General features: G+C 69.7%; 10 protein-coding genes. 7 read left to right on the top strand and 3 right to left on the bottom strand.

Translation table 11 applies throughout. The features are described 5' to 3' along the window. The first annotated feature begins 59 nt into the window (after positions 1–59). From ACPW96_RS04660 to def, 3 genes are all read left to right on the top strand, one after another. A complete protein-coding gene (locus ACPW96_RS04660) occupies positions 60–3,467 on the top strand; it encodes a pyruvate carboxylase (RefSeq protein WP_425882192.1) in 3,408 nt (1,135 codons plus the stop codon). A 77-nt stretch (positions 3,468–3,544) separates the two neighbouring features. Further along, positions 3,545–5,140 (top strand): AAA family ATPase, encoded by a 1,596-nt coding sequence (locus tag ACPW96_RS04655; protein WP_425882191.1) that lies wholly within the window; start codon positions 3,545–3,547, stop codon positions 5,138–5,140. Between the two features lie 3 nt (positions 5,141–5,143). Continuing rightward, the gene (gene def / locus ACPW96_RS04650) at positions 5,144–5,635 is read left to right on the top strand and encodes a peptide deformylase (protein WP_425817876.1); all 492 of its coding nucleotides are present in this window, start codon (positions 5,144–5,146) and stop codon (positions 5,633–5,635) included. A gap of 603 nt (positions 5,636–6,238) precedes the next feature. Here the strand turns inward: def and ACPW96_RS04645 are convergent. After that, the gene (locus ACPW96_RS04645) at positions 6,239–8,065 is read right to left on the bottom strand and encodes an AMP-dependent synthetase/ligase (protein WP_425882190.1); all 1,827 of its coding nucleotides are present in this window, start codon (positions 8,063–8,065) and stop codon (positions 6,239–6,241) included. A 150-nt stretch (positions 8,066–8,215) separates the two neighbouring features. Here ACPW96_RS04645 and ACPW96_RS04640 point away from each other — a divergent pair, with 150 nt between their 5' ends. The 3 genes from ACPW96_RS04640 to ACPW96_RS04630 all read left to right on the top strand — a co-directional run bounded on the left by ACPW96_RS04640 (position 8,216) and on the right by ACPW96_RS04630 (position 11,347). Next, a complete protein-coding gene (locus ACPW96_RS04640) occupies positions 8,216–9,151 on the top strand; it encodes an ROK family glucokinase (RefSeq protein WP_425817880.1) in 936 nt (311 codons plus the stop codon). A gap of 17 nt (positions 9,152–9,168) precedes the next feature. Further along, positions 9,169–9,915, top strand: coding sequence for a lysophospholipid acyltransferase family protein (locus ACPW96_RS04635; RefSeq protein WP_425882189.1), 747 nt, complete (start codon positions 9,169–9,171; stop codon positions 9,913–9,915). Positions 9,916–9,997: 82 nt separating this feature from the next. Continuing rightward, on the top strand, positions 9,998–11,347 hold the full coding sequence (locus tag ACPW96_RS04630; RefSeq protein WP_425817884.1) for a class II 3-deoxy-7-phosphoheptulonate synthase: 1,350 nt from the start codon (positions 9,998–10,000) through the stop codon (positions 11,345–11,347). Between the two features lie 13 nt (positions 11,348–11,360). On the opposite strand, the gene pknB is transcribed toward ACPW96_RS04630, so the two are convergent. Continuing rightward, a complete protein-coding gene (gene pknB, locus ACPW96_RS04625; protein WP_425817886.1) occupies positions 11,361–13,304 on the bottom strand; it encodes a Stk1 family PASTA domain-containing Ser/Thr kinase in 1,944 nt (647 codons plus the stop codon). Positions 13,305–13,374: 70 nt separating this feature from the next. Continuing rightward, positions 13,375–14,604: a LysM peptidoglycan-binding domain-containing protein gene (locus ACPW96_RS04620; protein WP_425882188.1), complete on the bottom strand. Its 1,230-nt coding sequence runs from the start codon at positions 14,602–14,604 to the stop codon at positions 13,375–13,377. Between the two features lie 235 nt (positions 14,605–14,839). Here ACPW96_RS04620 and ACPW96_RS04615 point away from each other — a divergent pair, with 235 nt between their 5' ends. Beyond that, on the top strand, positions 14,840–15,190 hold the full coding sequence (locus ACPW96_RS04615; RefSeq protein ID WP_425817890.1) for an Rv2175c family DNA-binding protein: 351 nt from the start codon (positions 14,840–14,842) through the stop codon (positions 15,188–15,190). Positions 15,191–15,200: the final 10 nt, after the last annotated feature.

The raw sequence follows: 15,200 nt of genomic DNA, 5'->3' as shown, positions 1-15,200 counted from the left end.
CACTCAGCCCCGCCCCGCCGAGAACGAAGACGACTCGCGCCGAGCCTCAAGAGGTGTGCATGTTCCGCAAGATCCTTGTCGCCAATCGTGGAGAGATCGCGATCCGGGCGTTCCGCGCGGCCTTCGAGCTGGGGGCGCGGACCGTCGCCGTGTTCCCCTACGAGGACCGCAACTCGCTGCACCGGCTGAAGGCCGACGAGGCGTATCAGATCGGCGAGAAGGGGCATCCCGTTCGGGCGTACCTCGACGTCGACGAGATCGTGCGCGTCGCCAAGGAGTCCGGCGCGGACGCGATCTACCCCGGTTACGGGTTCCTCTCCGAGAACCCCGAGCTGGCCGAGAAGGCCGCCGCCAACGGCATCGCGTTCATCGGACCACCGGCATCCGTGCTGGAGATGGCCGGCAACAAGGTCACGGCGAAGCACCATGCCATCTCGGCCGGAGTCCCGGTGCTGCGCTCGACGGAGGCCTCGGACGACATCGACGCGCTCGTCGCCCGGGCGGACGACATCGGCTTTCCGATCTTCGCGAAGGCGGTCGCCGGAGGCGGAGGTCGCGGGATGCGGCGCGTGGAATCCAAGGGTGAGCTGGCCCCCGCGCTGGCCGAGGCGATGCGGGAGGCGGCGAGCGCGTTCGGCGACGCCCGCATGTTCCTCGAGCAGGCCGTCGTGCGCCCGCGGCACGTCGAGGTGCAGATCCTCGCCGACAAGACCGGGCACACGGTGCACCTCTTCGAGCGCGACTGCTCCGTTCAGCGCCGGCACCAGAAGGTCATCGAGATCGCGCCCGCGCCGAACCTCGACGACGGTGTGCGCCAGGACCTGCACCGCTATGCCGTCGCCTTCGCCGAGTCCATCGGCTACGAGAACGCCGGCACCGTCGAGTTCCTGCTGGAGACAGCGGGGGAGCGCACCGGCGAGGTCGTCTTCATCGAGATGAACCCGCGCATCCAGGTGGAGCACACGGTCACCGAAGAGGTCACGGACGTCGACCTCGTGCAGTCGCAGATGCGCATCGCCGCGGGGCAGACGCTGAGCGAACTCGGCCTCGCGCAGGATGAGATCCGGCTGCGGGGCGCGGCCCTGCAGTGCCGCATCACGACCGAGGACCCGACGCAGGGCTTCCGGCCCGACACCGGCAAGATCACCACGTATCGCTCTCCGGGCGGCGCGGGCATCCGCCTCGACGGCGGCACCACGGCCGCCGGATCGCAGGTCAGCCCGCACTTCGACTCGATGCTCGCCAAGCTGACCTGCCGGGCGCGCGACTTCCCCGCCGCTGTCGCCCGCGCGCGCCGCGCGCTGGCCGAGTTCCGCATCCGCGGGGTATCCACCAACATCCCCTTCCTCCAGGCCGTCCTGGATGACCCGTCGTTCATCGCGGGCGATGTCAGCACCTCCTTCATCGACGAACGCCCGCAGCTGCTGAAGGGCCGCGAGTCCAAGGACCGCGGCACGCGGATGCTGAACTGGCTGGTGGATGTCACGGTCAACAAGCCGAACGGCGAGAACCCGCTGCATGTCGACCCGCGCATCAAGCTGCCGAAGGTGGACCTGCAGACGCCGCCTCCCGCCGGCTCGCGCCAGCGGCTGCTCGAGCTCGGCCCCACCGGCTTCGCGGCGGATCTCCGTGCCCAGAAGGCGCTGGCCGTCACCGACACGACGTTCCGCGACGCGCATCAGTCCCTGCTCGCGACGCGCGTGCGCACCAAGGACCTGCTCGCCGTCGCTCCGCACGTGGCGCGGATGACTCCGCAGCTGCTGTCGGTCGAGGCATGGGGTGGCGCCACCTACGACGTAGCCCTGCGGTTCCTGGGGGAGGACCCGTGGGAGCGCCTGGAGAAGCTCCGCGGAGCGCTCCCCAACATCGCGATCCAGATGCTGCTGCGCGGCCGCAACACCGTCGGCTACACCCCTTATCCGACCGAGGTCACCGACGCCTTCGTGCGCGAGGCCGCCGCCACCGGTGTCGACATCTTCCGTGTGTTCGATGCGCTCAACGACGTGTCCCAGATGCGACCCGCGATCGATGCGGTGCTCGAGACGGGCACCGCGGTCGCCGAGGTCGCTGTCTGCTATACCGGCGACCTGCTGAATCCCGCCGAGAACCTGTACACGCTGGACTACTACCTGCGTCTGGGCGAGCAGATCATCGATGCCGGCGCCCACGTGCTGGCGATCAAGGACATGGCCGGCCTGCTGCGGCCGGCCGCGGCATCCGCCCTCGTCTCGGCGTTCCGCGACCGGTTCGACGTTCCGGTGCACGTGCACACGCATGACACCCCGGGCGGCCAGCTCGCGACCCTGCTCGCGGCTTCGGCGGCGGGGGCGGATGCCGTCGACGCGGCGGCCGCGCCGATGTCGGGCACCACCAGCCAGCCGTCGCTGTCGTCGCTCGTGGCCGCCCTCTCGCACACCGAGCGCGACACGGGCCTCGACCTCGACGCGGTGTCTGACCTCGAGCCGTACTGGGAGGCCGTGCGGCACCTGTACCGCCCCTTCGAGTCGGGCCTGCCGGGTCCGACGGGCCGGGTCTACCGGCACGAGATCCCCGGTGGCCAGCTCTCGAACCTGCGGCAGCAGGCGATCGCGCTCGGGCTGTCGGAGGACTTCGAGCTGATCGAGGACATGTACGCCGCCGCCGACCGCATCCTCGGGCGCGTGCCCAAGGTGACGCCCTCCTCCAAGGTCGTCGGCGACCTCGCGCTGCATCTCGCGGCGGTCAAGGCCGATCCGGCCGACTTCGAGGCGAACCCCGAGAAGTACGACGTGCCGGACTCCGTGGTCGGCTTCATGGCCGGTGAACTCGGTGACCTGCCCGGCGGATGGCCCGAGCCGTTCCGCACCAAGGTGCTCGCCGGGCGCGACGTGAAGATCGGCGTCACGCCGCTCACGGATGCCGACACCGCCGGGCTCGCCGGCGACGCCGCATCGCGGCGCGGTACGCTCAACCGGCTGCTCTTCCCGGCCCCCACGAAGAGCTACGAGGCGGTACGGGAAGCCTTCGGCGATCTGTCCGTGCTCGACACCGTGGACTATCTGTACGGGCTCGCCGAGGGGACGGAGCACGTCGTCGAGATCGAGCGCGGGGTGCGACTCTTCGTCGGGCTCGAGGCGATCGGCGCGGCCGACGATAAGGGCATGCGCACGGTCATGACCACGCTGAACGGACAGCTGCGACCCGTCTTCGTGCGGGACCGGAGCATCCAGGTCGACGTGCGGGAGGCGGAGAAGGCGGACACCTCCAAACCCGGTCAGGTGGCCGCGCCGTTCTCGGGCGTCGTGACGCTCAAGGTCGACGTGGGCGACGTCGTCGTGGCCGGGCAGCCGGTCGCGTCGATCGAGGCGATGAAGATGGAAGCGGCCATCACGGCACCCGTCCCCGGTGTGGTCGAGCGGCTCGCCCTCGGGGCGACGCAGCAGGTGGACGCCGGCGACCTTTTGGTCGTCATCCGCCCCTCGCATTAGCCTTGACCCGGCGAGACACACTCGCCGGAGTCCTGGGGAGGGACCTCGTGATGCCCGATCGCAACAATCCTGAGCCGATGGACGATGAAGTCAACGGTGTCCTCGGCGACACCGGCGGCCTCGACACGACGGGGATCGACATCCTCGGCGCGTCGACGTCGCACGTCGACGTATCGCTTCCCGTGCAGCATGATGACGACGAGTACGCCGACGACGAGACCGTCGACGACGGTTACGTCGTCGGAGAGTCCGTCAGCTCCCTGGAGGACGGCGCCGAGGTGTTCCACGGCGATGTCGAGGGTGGCGAGGCGGACGGCGGCGAGGTCGCGAGCGAACACCTCGAGATCGCTCGAGAGCCGCACGAGGACATCCACACCGCCGACATCGTGATCGAGCTCCCGAGCGACGCACCGCTGCCCGACTCGGCCGCCGAGATCGCAGCACCGCCCAGTCCGCAGTTCGAGGGGTCTGGCTGGCAGGCCGCCGGGTCGGTTACCGTCGAACCCCAGCCCATCGAGTCCGAGATCGAGGAGACAGTGGACGAAGAGAAGGACGCACCGGTCCCCATCGCCCAGGCGCCCGTTGCCGCGCAGCCCGTGGGGTCGACGCCCGCACCCGCGCCCGCCGTTCGAGAGCAGTCGCGCCAGGAGGTCGTGCGGCCCCTGCTTCGCCATGACATCACGCTCGCGTCCAAGCGACTGGGCGACCTGAACGCGGCCGGCCGCGAGACGCCGGATCTGCTCACCGCCGACCGCCTTCTCGAGCACAAGGAGCTGGTGCAGCCCGAGCCCGAGGGCGTCTGGCGTCACTTGCTGTACGCCCTGTCAGGCCGCCGGATCAATCTCGGCGACAGCAAGCGGGCCCGGGACCGCAAGATTCTGACGACACGGATCGCGGAGCCGCTCGTGGGGGGTGCTCGCTTCGTCCCTGTGCTCTCGCGCAAGGGCGGCGTCGGCAAGACCACGGTCACGACCCTGCTGGGCATGGCCCTCGCCGATGCCCGGGATGACCGCATCATCGCCGTCGACGCAAACCCCGACCGTGGCACCCTCGCCGACCGCATCGCGCGGCCGAGCGGCAAGACCGTGCGCGATCTCGTGCGCGCCCGCTCGCAGATCTTCGGCTACAACGACATCTCCAACATCGTTGCCCGCGACGAGACGCGCCTCGACATCCTTGCGTCCGACACCGACCCGCACGTCTCCGAGGCCTTCAGCGACGTGGACTACCGTGAGGTCGCGCAGGTCGCCGCGCACTACTACTCGATCGTGCTGACCGATACCGGCACGGGCATCGTGCACTCCGTGATGGGTGCGACGCTCGACCTCGCCGATCAGCTCGTGATTGTCGCCGGGCTCAGCATCGACGAAGCGCGCCTGGCGTCCGAGACGCTGACGTGGCTCGAGGCCAACGGGTACATCGAGCAGGTGCGCAACGCCGTCGTGGTGCTCAACCAGGCATCGCCCGGCGCACCGGTCGTGCGACTCGACGAGGTGCAGCGGCACTTCGAGAGCCGCGTGCGGGATGTCGTGCGCATCCCGTACGACCCGCTCATCGCCGCCGGAAGTGCGATCTCGTTCCGCGACCTGCAGCCGGCGACGCGCCTCGCCGCACGCTCCCTCGCGGCCAAGGTCGTCGAGGGACTCCGCGGCCAGCCCGCCGCAGCCGCCTGATCCATGGCGGTCAGATCCATCCGCCTCTTCGGCGATCCCGTGCTGCGCGCGCCCAGCGCGCCGATCGAGCGCATCGACGACGGCATCCGGGCGCTGGTGCGCGACCTCGTGGACACGGTAGAACCTCCTGGCCGTGCCGGTGTCGCGGCACCGCAGATCGGCGTGGCGCTGCGCGCCTTCAGCTACAACATCGACGGCGACATCGGGTACGTCCTCAATCCCCGGATCGTCGAGCTTCGTGGCGAGCCGGAGCCCGTCGGGGAGGGATGCCTCTCGGTCCCCGGCCTCTGGCACGATGCCCTGCGACACCCGTATGCGCGCGTCGAAGGAATCGATCTCGACGGAGAGCCGATCGTGCTCGAGGGCGAGGGCCTCATGGCTCAGGCGCTGCAGCACGAGACGGACCACCTCGACGGCACGCTCTACCTCGAGCGCCTTGCGCCGGAAACGCGCCGCGTCGCGATGCGCGAGGTGCGGGAGAGCGCCTGGTTCTGAGGCGCGTTTGCTGTTCGGGGGTTGGCGCCCCTACGGTCGGTCGGACCGGGCGTGTGTCGCGTGGCTCGCCTGGGCGCGCCGTCGGCGCTTCCCGCCCGGCGTGTCGCGGAGGCTCCGCTGTCGGCGATTCGGCTGCTCAAGTCTGCATCTGGATTCGCGCAGACTTGAGCAGGTCTCACGGCGGGCCGAAAAGCCTGCGTCCGCAGCTCGCTCCGATGCCGAGCACAACGGCGGATCTCGGGCTCCGACACGCCGAGCGGATGCGCCGGACTCGGCGTGTCGTCCAAAGCATCAGCCGTTGTGCAGGCACGCCGGCCCGGATCCCGGGGGAGCACCACGGCGGCGTCCCCTGAGGGCCGATGGGGTACTCAAGTCTGCGTCTGGGTTCGCGCAGACTTGAACAGCCGATCAGAGAACATGCGCGCCGGGCTACCAGGGATGAGGTGAACGCCAGGTCTGAGCGCGGCGCAGTCGGTCGCCGACTTCATGGAGCGCCGACCCACGAGAAAGGCCCCGAGCGCATCGCGCCTCGGGGCCTTTCCTCGAGCCTACCGCCCGATCACACCGGGCCGCATCAGATCCGCCGAATCGGTGAGGGCCGGTTCAGCCCAGCGGCACGTTCGTCGTCGTGACCGGCTCGTTGTACAGGGCGTCGACCTCGGACGCGAAGTCCTCCATGATGACGTTGCGCTTGATCGACATCTTCGGCGTCAGGTGGCCGCTGGCCTCCGTCCACTCGGTGGAGAGGATCTTGAACTTGCGGATCGACTCCGCCCGCGACACGTGCTTGTTCGCGATGTCGATCGCCTTCTGCACCTCCGCGCGCACCTTGTCGTTCTTCGCGGCGTCCTCCAGGGACATGTCGGCGGGCAGCTCGTTGTTGGCGAGCCACGTCGGCAGCATCTCGGAGTCGAGGGTGATCAGCGCCGAGATGAACGGCTTCTGGTCGCCCACCACGACCACCTGACTCACGATCGGGTTGGCGCGGATCGGATCCTCGAGCGCGGCCGGTGCGACGTTCTTGCCCGCCGCCGTGACGATGATCTCCTTCTTGCGACCTGTGACCGTGAGGAACCCCTCTTCGTCGAAGACGCCGATGTCTCCCGTCTTAAACCAGTCGCCGTCGAACGTCGCCGCGGTGGCCTCGGGATTGCGCCAGTACTCCTTGAAGACGTTGATCCCGCGCACCTCGATCTCGCCGTCATCCGCGATTCGCACGCCGACGCCGGGGAGGGCAGGTCCGACGGTGCCGATCTTGGACTTCGTTGCGAGGTTCACGGTTGCGGGGGCGGTCGTCTCAGTGAGGCCGTAGCCCTCGAGGATCGTGATGCCCAGGCTGTGGAAGAAGTGCCCGAGACGCGGCCCGAGGGGAGCGGATCCGGAGACGGCGTACTGCACCCGGCCGCCCATCGCGGCGCGCAGCTTGCTGTACACCAGCCGGTCGAACAGCGTGAACTGCAGCTTCATCAGCAGGGGGATCTTCTTCCCGTCCTGCAGCAGGCGCGAGTGCTCGACGGCGACGTGCGCGGCGGAGCGGAAGATCTTGCCCTTGCCGCCGGCCTCCGCCTTCTGCTCCGACGAGTTGTAGACCTTCTCGAAGACACGAGGCACCGCCAGCAGGAACGTCGGCTTGAAGGAGCCGAGGGCCGGCAGCAGCTGCTTGGTGTCTGGCTGGTGCCCGGTCTTGACGCCGGCGTGGATGTCGAGGATCGAGATGAACCGGGCGAAGATGTGCGCCGTCGTGATGAACAGCAGCGTCGAGGAGCCGGGGACGGTGAGCACTTCGTTGAGCGCGACGGCGGAGTTGCGGCAGAGCTCGACGAAGTTGCTGTGCGTCAGCACGCACCCCTTGGGGCGGCCGGTCGAGCCCGAGGTGTAGATGAGCGTCGCGATGTCGGCGCCGTCGGCGATGTTGCGGCGGCGCTCAACCTCGTCGTCGGCGACATCCTTGCCGAGCTCGGTGAGCGATTCGATCGCCCCCAGATGCAGCTGCCACACGTCGCGGACGAGCGGGAGGTCGCCTCGAACCTCGTCGAAGCGGGCGAAGTGGTCGGCCGACTCCAGGATGATGGCGATGGCGCCCGAGTCGGACATGTTCCACTGAATCTGCGCGGGAGAGCTGGTCTCGTAGATCGGGACCATCACGGCACCGGCGAAGAAGAGGCCGAAATCGACCAGGGTCCACTCGTACGTCGTGCGGGCGACGAAGCCGACCTTGTCGCCCGGCTGGATGCCTGCGGCGATGAAGCCCTTGGCGAGGCCGACCACCTGGCGGTGGAACTCCTTGGCCGTGATGTCGCGCCAGCCCGCGCCCTCGGGGACGGCGAAGAGGGCCATGTCGGGCGTCTTCTTCACACGGTCGACCAGGAGGTCGGTGACATTCGCCTGTGCGTCTGCGGGGACGACGGCGGGAACTTCGAACTGAACCACGGCAGCTCCTTTGGTACCGGAAGTGAACGGGTGAATCTCCCCTTGGAGTCTATGGCAACGGCCCCCTCGCCACCCGGGGGTGTGGAATTACGGGCGACGCTAGACTGCAAGGCGCCGCGCGCGCCAGCGCGCCGTGCGGGAGGGATATCGGTGCTCACGGTCGGAATCGACATCGGCGGAACGAAGATCGCTGGGGGAGTGGTGGATGAGCAGGGGTCCGTCGTCGCCATGGAGCGCGTGGACACTCCCCTGGAGCCGCGATCACTCGAAGATGCCGTTGTCGGCATGATCGAACGACTCCGCGCCGCACACGATGTGGCGCACGTCGGCGTCGCCGCCGCCGGGTTCATCGACCGCGACCGATCGCTCGTCTATCACGCGCCCAATATCGCGTGGCGGAACGAGCCGCTGAAGGAGCGCCTCGAGGCGCGGGTCGGGATCGACGTCGCGATCGAGAACGACGCCAATGCGGCCGGATGGGCGGAGTACCGGTTCGGTGCCGGCCGCGGCGTGCACGACATGGTGATGCTCACGATGGGCACCGGCGTCGGCGGGGCGATCATCGCCAACGGGGAGCTCTACCGCGGCGGCTACGGCGCGGCGGCTGAACTCGGCCACGTGCGATTCGAGCGGGGAGGGCTCGCGTGCGGCTGCGGGCAGAGCGGATGCATCGAGATGTACGCCTCCGGTCGCGCCCTGCAGCGGGCGGCGAACGCGGTGGCGGATGCCGGTGGCACCGGCGCAGCGCTGGCCGCCGCGCGGGCGGAGCACGGGTCCATCTCGGGCGCAACGATCTCGCGCCTCGTGACGGCCGGCGATCCCGGGGCGCTGGAGGCGCTGGCGACCGTGGCCACCGCGCTCGGGGAGACGTGCGGCGGGTTCCAGGCGACCATCGACCCCGAGCTGTTCGTGATCGGCGGGGGAGTGGCCCAGCTCGGCGAGGCTCTCCTGGCCCCGATGCGGGCCGCCTACACGGCATCCGTGCCCGCCTACGACCAGCGCCCGCACGCGGAGTTCAAGATCGCCCAGCTCGTGAACGACGCCGGTGTGATCGGCGTCGCCGACCTCGCCAGGACGGCGGCGTAGCGGTGTTCTACTGGGTCATGAAGTACATCGTGATCGGGCCGATCGTCAAGGCGATCTTCCGCCCGTGGATCGTCGGGCCGCGTCACATCCCCGCCGAAGGCGCCGCGATCCTGGCCAGCAATCACCTGTCCTTCATCGACTCGGTCTTCCTGCCCCTGATGATCGACCGCCGGATGTCCTTCCTCGCCAAGAGCGATTACTTCACCGGCAAGGGCCTGAAGGGCTGGGCGACCCGCATCTTCATGAAGGCCAGCGGACAGCTGCCGATCGACCGCTCGGGCGGCAAGGCATCCGAGGCATCGCTGAACACCGGACTGCGGGTGCTCGGCCGCGGGGACCTGCTCGGCATCTATCCCGAGGGCACGCGCAGCCCCGACGGCACGCTGTACCGCGGCCGCACCGGCATCGCCCGCATGGCGCTCGAGGCGCACGTGCCCGTCGTGCCGGTCGTGATGGTCGACACGGACGCCGTGATGCCGATCGGCCGGCGCCTGCCGCGTGTCGGGCGCGTTGGGATCGTCATCGGCGAACCCCTCGACTTCTCCCGCTTCGAAGGCATGGAAGGCGACCGCTACATACTGCGCTCGGTGACCGACGAGATCATGGTCGCGCTGCAGCAGCTCGGCGAGCAGAAGTACGAGGATGTCTACGCGTCGGCCGTCAAGAACCGCGTCGCAACCGCCCGGCCGCAGGACGCGGTGGCTCCCCGCGCGAAGGTCACGGCCATTCCACGGGCACAGGACGCGGCGGCGCCGCCCGCGTGAGACCGCACGCGCCGTCGCCCGCACCCGGCAGCGGCGCCGTCACGCGGCCTGGGCGTGGATGAGGCCGCGATAAGCTGATCGGATGCTTCAGCAGATGGACGCCGGCCCCCACGAACTCGACGCGTGGCGCTCGCTGCCCATCAAACAGCAGCCGCAGTGGTCGGATGTGGACGCCGTCGCCGCGGTGTCTGCCGAGATCGCGACCCTTCCGCCCCTCGTGTTCGCCGGCGAGGTCGACATCCTGCGTGACCGTCTGGCCCGTGCGGCCTCCGGCCGCGCCTTCCTGCTGCAGGGCGGCGACTGCGCCGAGACGTTCGCCGGCGCGACGGCCGAGCAGATCCGCAACCGAATCAAGACGGTCCTGCAGATGGCGGTCGTGCTGACCTACGGCGCCTCCATGCCGGTGGTGAAGATGGGGCGCATGGCCGGGCAGTTCGCCAAGCCCCGCTCGTCCGACACCGAGACGCGGGGAGACGTCACCCTTCCGGCCTACCGCGGCGACATCGTCAACGGGTTCGACTTCACGGAGGCGTCCCGCCGTCCGGATCCGGCTCGCCTGCTCAAGGGCTACCACACGGCCGCGTCGACGATCAACCTCATCCGCGCGTTCACCCAGGGTGGCTTCGCCGACCTGCGCGAGGTGCACAGCTGGAACAAGGGCTTCGCGGAGAACCCCGCGAACCAGGCGTACGAGCGACTCGCCGGCGAGATCGACCGCGCGATCAAGTTCATGGAGGCCGCCGGCGCCAACTTCGACGAGCTGCGCGGGGTCGAGTTCTACACGGGCCACGAAGGCCTGTTGATGGACTACGAGCGTCCGATGACGCGCATCGACTCGCGCACCGGCACGCCGTACAACACCTCGGCGCACTTCGTCTGGATCGGGGAGCGCACGCGGGACCTGGATGGCGCGCACGTCGACTACTTCTCGAAGATCCGCAACCCGATCGGCGTGAAGCTCGGCCCCTCGACCTCGCCGTCGACCGCCCTCGAGCTGATCGACAAGCTCGATCCCGACCGCGAGCCCGGCCGGCTGACCTTCATCACGCGCATGGGCGCGGGCAAGATCCGCGATGCGCTCCCGCCGCTGCTCGAAGCGGTGCGCGACTCGGGCGCCACCCCGCTGTGGGTGACCGACCCGATGCACGGAAACGGCATCACGACCCCCACCGGCTACAAGACGCGGCGCTTCGACGATGTCGTCGACGAGGTGCGGGGCTTCTTCGAGGCGCATCGCGCCGTCGGCACCTTCCCCGGCGGCATCCACGTCGAACTCACGGGGGACGACGTCACCGAGTGCCTCGGCGGCTCCGAGATGATCGACGAGAAGACGCTCGCGACGCGGTACGAGTCCCTGTGCGACCCGCGCCTGAACCATATGCAGAGCCTCGAGCTGGCGTTCCTCGTTGCCGAGGAGCTCGAGAAGCTCTAGCTCGTGCAGCTGATCAGAACGAGCCCCTGATGCGCAGGGATATCGTGCTGCCGCGCCGGACGAGGTCACCGGCTTCCGGGTCCTGGGCCTCGACCTCCGTGGCGGCGTCGAGGATCACGTCCCACAGAGTGTTGTATTCGAACGCGAACCCCTCAGCCGTGAGGGCGGCCTTGGCCTCGTCGCGCGTCATGCCGACCACGTCTGGGACCGCGACCGGTTCGGGGCCCTTCGATACGGCGAGGGTGACGCTGTCGCCCGGACTGAAGCTTCCGCCACCGTCGCGCTCGACGATGTAGACCACCAGGCCGGCGTCGAGGTCGTCGCGGAACTCCTCTCGCGTTCCGGCGACGGAGAGCTCCTTCTCGGCGAGGATCCCGGTCGCCGCCTCGACGCTCTCCCCGTAGACGTCGGGGAGCGGCCCCGCCGAGACCGACAAGCTCGCGGTGTCGCCCTCGAACGCGTCGCAGCCCTGCGTGCAGTCGACGGGGTCGCCACCGGCTCGCGGTGCGACCGAGATCGCGATGACGGTGCCGGACGCGGCATCCGTGAAGAGCTCCACTTCGGGTTCGGCGAGGGTCAGGTTGATGCCCTGAAGCGCGGCGCGGGCGTCCTCTGCCGTGGCGCCCCCGAGTGCGGGCACCGTCTGGGGCTGCGGACCCTGGGAGATCAGCACCGTCACACTCGCGCCTTTGTCGACGCGGGCGCCCGGCTCCGGGTCCGTCGTGACCGCGAGGCCCGGTTGGACATCGAGGCTGTAGGCGGACCCTTCGACCGCCACGAGGGAGTCTTCGGCGAGGCGAGCCTGCGCGTCCGCGAACGCCTGGCCCGTGACATCCGGAACCACCGCGAGCGAGCCGGGGCCGGATCCGAGCCACCAGCCGATGCCCCCGGCGAGCGCCGCGAGCAGCAGCACGATGGCGACGATCCAGCCGCCTCGCCTGCTGCGCTTCTTCGTGCGCCGGCGCAGGAGCGTGGCGTTGTCGGCATCGCCCACGGTCGCCGCGGGCCCCGTGACGCTGGCGGGCAGCACCTTCGTGACGTCGCCGGTGGCACCGTCGTCGAGGGTCGGGATGCCGGTGGTGACGGCCGTGCGCGACACGATCGGGGTCACCCCGAGCTCGCGCTCGATTTCCCGCAGCCGGTCGAGCATCTGCTGGGCGTCGTTGGGCCGTTCATCGGGGGACTTCTCGGTCGCCCAGAGGACGAGCTCGTCCAGCGGCTCGGGCACGGAGGGGTTCCTGACGCTCGGTCGCGGCACGGAATCCGTCGCGTGCTGGTAGGCGATCTGCATCGGCTGCTCGCCCTTGTAGGGCTGCTCGCCGACGAGCATCTCGTAGAGCATGATGCCGAGGGCGTAGATGTCGCTGCGGGCATCCGCCATACCGCGGGTGACCAGCTCGGGCGCGAGGTAGGCGATCGTCCCGAGCAGCTGCTGGCCGGTCGCGGTGTTCGCGGTCGTCGCCCTGGCGAGCCCGAAATCGCCGATCTTGATGCGGCCGTCCTCGGCCAGCAGCACGTTCTCGGGCTTCACATCGCGGTGCACGATGCCCGCGCGGTGCGCCGCGGCGAGGCCCGAGAGCACGGCATCCATGATCGTGATCGTCTGGGTGATCGTGAGTCGGCGCTGCTCGCGCATCAGTTCGCGCAGGGTGATCCCCGGCAGGTACTCCATGACCAGATAGGCCATGTCGCCGTCCTGCCCCTGATCGAAGACATTGACGACGTTCGGGTCGGCCAGGCGCGCGGCCGCCCGTGCCTCCTGGATGAACCGGCTCTGGAAGACGGCATCGTCGCTGAGGTGCCCGTGCATGACCTTCAGGGCGATCCGTCGCTCGAGCCGAAGGTCGGTGGCGACGTATACGGTGGCCATGCCGCCACGGGCGATGCGGGCGCGCACGCGGTACCTGCCGTCGACAAGCCGCCCGATCAGCGGGTCGGCTTGCTGGCTCGTGCTCACGGGGAAAGTCTACGGAGGCCCGGGCCTCCGACCCCGCAGCGGCTCACCCCGCACGGGGGCCGCCGGGCGTTCAGCCCAGCGCGGCGAGCCACTGGTGGGCCGCCGCTTCCCAGCCGCCGTACCGGTCGGGGTACGCCGAGATCTGAACCGCCTGAGCCGCCTCAGTGAAGGGCATGCTCTCCCAGCCCGGGATGTCGAGCAGCCCGCGCGTGAGGTGGCCGTTGGGGTCTCCGCTGCCTCCGTAGAACGCCTGCGTGGCGCGCGTGGCATCCGACACCTGGGCCTCTGTGCCCCAGCCGGCGCTTGGGCGCTGCTGGAAGAGTCCCAGCGAATCGCGGTCGCCCCAGTCGAGGTTGCGCATCGACGATTCGACCATCGCCGTTGCGAGCGCGATCGCGATGCCTCGCTGGGACACCCCGAGCTGGCGGCCGATGCCGATGATGAGGTGCGCGTTGGCGACCTGTTCGGCGTCGAGCACGGCGGATTGCTGAGGCGGCGGTCCCGCCGGGGCAGGGGCCGGAGCCGGGGCCGGGGCGGTGGCGACGGCGAGCGTCATCGCCCCCGGAAGCGTGAGGACCTCGCCCGGGTAGATGATCGATGAGCGGGTGAGTCCGTTCGCATCGAGCACCGCCTGGGTCGTCGTGCCGTACTTGTTCGCGATACCGCTGATGGTGTCGCCTGCACCGACGGTGTGCGTGGACGCGGCGGCCGGCGGGGCGGCGGGGGCGGCCGGCGGGGCCGCGGGCTCGGGCGGCGCGGATGCCGGCGCACCCGAGATCGCGATGGTCTGACCCGGATAGATGATGGACGAGGCGTCCAGCCCGTTGGCCGCGAGCACCGCGGGCACAGTGGTGCCGTACTTCTTGGCGATCCCGCTGATCGTGTCACCCGCCGCCACAGTATGGCTTCCGGCCGGAGCAACGGGAGCCGTCGGCGGGGGAGCGACCATCGTTGCGGGAGGTGTCGGTGCAGCCGGGGCGGCGACCGTGGTGCCCGAGAGGACGAGTACCTGTCCGGGGTGGATGACGCTCGACGAGGAGAGCCCGTTCCACGCGAGCACGTCGGCTGTTCGCAGCCCGAAGCGCTGGGCGATCGCGAAGACGCTGTCTCCTGACACGACGACATGGGAACCGGGGGCCTCGACCGCGTGGGGACGAAGCTGCGGGACGGCCCCCGGCCGCATCGCGAAGGCCTTCGGCAGGGCGCCGGGCACCCCTGGGGCGCGCACCTCGCGTTCCACCCCGGCCGCGGGTGTGGCCCCCAGTGAGAGCGCGATGGAGCCGACGATCGCGGCGGGCACCGCCATCCGTGCGTAGGGACCCCCGCGGGGCCGCGTTTGTGTGTTGCGTCTCAAGGTTTCCCCCCGTTTCGACCTTCGAACCGTGTCACGGATGTTATGCGGTGTCAACGTTTGGTATGCAGAGTTACTGGTGTGACAGAAGTTAAGCAGGCCCCTGACGCACGCGAACCGCCGCCGACGCAACCCGACGGAAACGTCCGTGCGCGCAGACGCGGCGTGGTGGCACACTGGATGCGTGCCCGGAGATTCCACGCCGACCTATCCGACCGACTGGCTGACCCTGCCCGATCTCGTCGCCGTCACCGGCGAGTCACCGGGGCGCGTCCGCCGCCTCTTCGACGAGAACATGCTCGTCGGCTCCCGCCGCGACGGAACCTTCAAGGTGCCCTCGGTGTTCCTCGTCGACGGCGAGCCCCTCTCCTCGCTGCGCGGCACGATCTTCGTGTTGCACGATGCCGGCTTCACCGACGACGAGATCATCGACTGGCTGCTCAGCCCGGACGACTCCATCGGTCTCGCTCCCATCGAAGCGCTCCTCGCGGGGCGCAAGAGCGAAGTCCGCCGCGTCGCCCAGTCGCTCGCCTGACCCTTCCCGG

This window comes from Micromonospora sp. DT81.3 (genome assembly GCF_049847225.1).
Lineage (GTDB): Bacteria > Actinomycetota > Actinomycetes > Actinomycetales > Microbacteriaceae > Microbacterium.
Note: the sequence above shows the minus strand (reverse complement) of the source record. Positions and strands in the feature narration are given on the sequence as shown.